Origin of the sequence: Pararhodobacter sp. (genome assembly GCF_036802785.1) — a bacterium.
In the GTDB taxonomy this organism is placed as follows: Bacteria; Pseudomonadota; Alphaproteobacteria; order Rhodobacterales; family Rhodobacteraceae; genus Pararhodobacter.
Map to the genome: position 1 here is coordinate 1 of NZ_DAIRVN010000147.1, position 2,171 is coordinate 2,171.

Genomic DNA, 2,171 nt, shown 5'->3' on the forward strand with positions numbered 1-2,171 from the left:
GACATGAGCGCCCGTGTGCAGGCCGCGCGGGCGGCCGGGGCAGCGGCGGGGGTGCGCGCGGCAGCCAGCGCGGCCTGCACACGGGCGCTCATGTCGTTGGGGCGGGCCGTGGGGCGCAGTGACACCGCGACGGCCTCGCGCGCGCTGTCGTCCGTTTCAGGCGCGACCTCTTCTGCGGCGGCGGTTTCCTCGGGCGGAACCAGATCGGTGGGGCGCCGCTGCGGGCGCAACCCTTCAAGCGAAACCCCTCCGGGCGGAGGGGCAAGGGCAGCGTTGTCATCATCGGTATCGACGGCCTCCGACGCAGGGTCGGGGGTCGGAGCGGGTGCAGGGTCGGTGGTGGTTTCCGGCGTGGCCGCGTCCTGCGCCTGTGCCGCGACATTCGGGCTGCGCGGCTGCGGGCGTATGCCCGCCAGCGCCGGATCGGCGCGCGGCGTATCATCCCCCACCACGGCGCCGGCATCGGGGGCGCCTGTGTCAGAGGCGGCTTCGGCGGCGGCTTCGGCAAGAGGCTCGGCGGCGTCCTCAAGGGCCGCCTGAACAGCGGCCTCGACGGCGGCCGCGCCACTGTCGTTGAGCGGAGCGACCTGCGCTTCGGGCTCCTCCGCTGCCGGTGGTGGCGCCAGGCCTGCCGGGCGGGCGGGCGGCACAGCGGCAGGCGGGCGGGCATAGACCATCACCCCTGTCGGGGTCAGCGCGCCCTCGGGCGTCGCTTCGACCAGCCCATCCTCACCCAGCGCGAATTCGGTGCCGAAAGGCGGGGGCGCGGGCGGGCTGACAGGCAGAACCTCGGCCAGTTCGGGCCGTTCCAGAACCGGCGGCAGAGCCAGCCTCTGGTCTGGCACAGCTTCGCCTTCCGGCGCGATCTGCGGGCTGTCACCCCCCTCAAAAGGAGCTTCTTCCGTGGTGCCCGTCGTCCCCGGCCCTGCGGGTGCCCCGGGCTCTGCCAGCGGGGCAGGTGACCCGGCACCGTCGCCGGTATCGCCCAGAAGATCGGCGGGCAGCGCCTGCGTCAACGCGTCCTGCACCAGTTCTTCCAGCATGACATCGGGGTCGGTGGTCTGCTCAGTCGTCTGTTCGGGCGCGGGCTCGGGCGCAGGTGTGGCGTCCTCGGGCGCGGGGAGTGCCGCAGTCGCGTCTTCTTCCTCGGTCGATGGCGCGACGGGGGCGGGCGCGATGATCTCTGAGGGCGGTGTCACTCCGGGTTCGTCGGCGCGCGGTTCGATCTGCGGAAGGGCGGTGATCGCTTGTTGCGGGGTCTGCGCGAGATCGGCATCGCGCGCAGTGTCATTCACGGTGCCGCTGGTGAAAAAGACCGCCCAGATCGCCACGGCGACCAACAGCAGAATCAGCCCGCCGGTCAGCATCAGCCCACGACGGGCAAAGCTGCTCTCGCTGCTCTGCATGTTGCGGGCGCCGAAAATGGTCAGTGCCTGAGCCTCGGTAGCCTTTTCGCGCTCATCTGCGGGCGGGCGCGAGGCGGCGACCAGCGGCTGCGCCTGCGCGGCGGCCGCGGCCTTGCGCCTGCGGCGCCCCCGGTTTTCGTCAGCCTTCATCAGGCCGATGCTGACCAGCGCCCCCTTTGTGGCGCGCCGACCACGGCGATACAGGCGGGTCATGGTTCCGGGGCGTTCTTTTTCGCTCCCTGCGGGCAAGACCGCGATGCGCCCGCCCGGGTTGGGCTTGTCAGCCCGCGCGCCGGGGGGGGATGAAACCAGCGCCGGGCCGGGGCCAGCGGGCCGTGTGGGTGTCGGTGCGGCGGGGCTGCGGCGCGAGGCAAAAGCCACCTGCGCGGCCTTTTCGGCGTTGGGGCGGTTGCTTGCTGCGCCCTGGGCGGGCGTGTTGTCAGCCGGCCTCCCCTCGGGTGCCCGGCCGTTGACCGCCCTTGCCGGGCCGGTCGGCGCTGCCGCCTTTGCATTCCCGGCAGGCGGGGTCGCGGCCTTGGCGGTGCTGGCGGGAAGGGTGGCGGAGGCGGGTTTTGGGGGCGCGGAAGGTGGTGTTGCAGGTGCCTGCCGTGCTGCTTCGGGCCGTGCTTGGTCGGGCCGTGCGGGCGCTTGCGGGGGCATCGCCGCCGCGCCAGCTTTCGCAGCTTCGGTTTTCGCAGTCTCAGTCTTCGGCGCGTCCGCCCTTGGCGCATCGGCCTTGGGCATCGGGGGGCGGGGCGCTTCAGG

Annotated in this window: 1 pseudogene; it reads right to left on the reverse strand. The window is 72.9% G+C overall.

What is annotated here, in order from left to right:
- Window positions 1-1,619 (reverse strand): annotated as a pseudogene (locus V7Q53_RS23350) (hypothetical protein); the annotation flags it as partial.
- Between the last annotated feature and the right edge of the window lie 552 nt (window positions 1,620-2,171).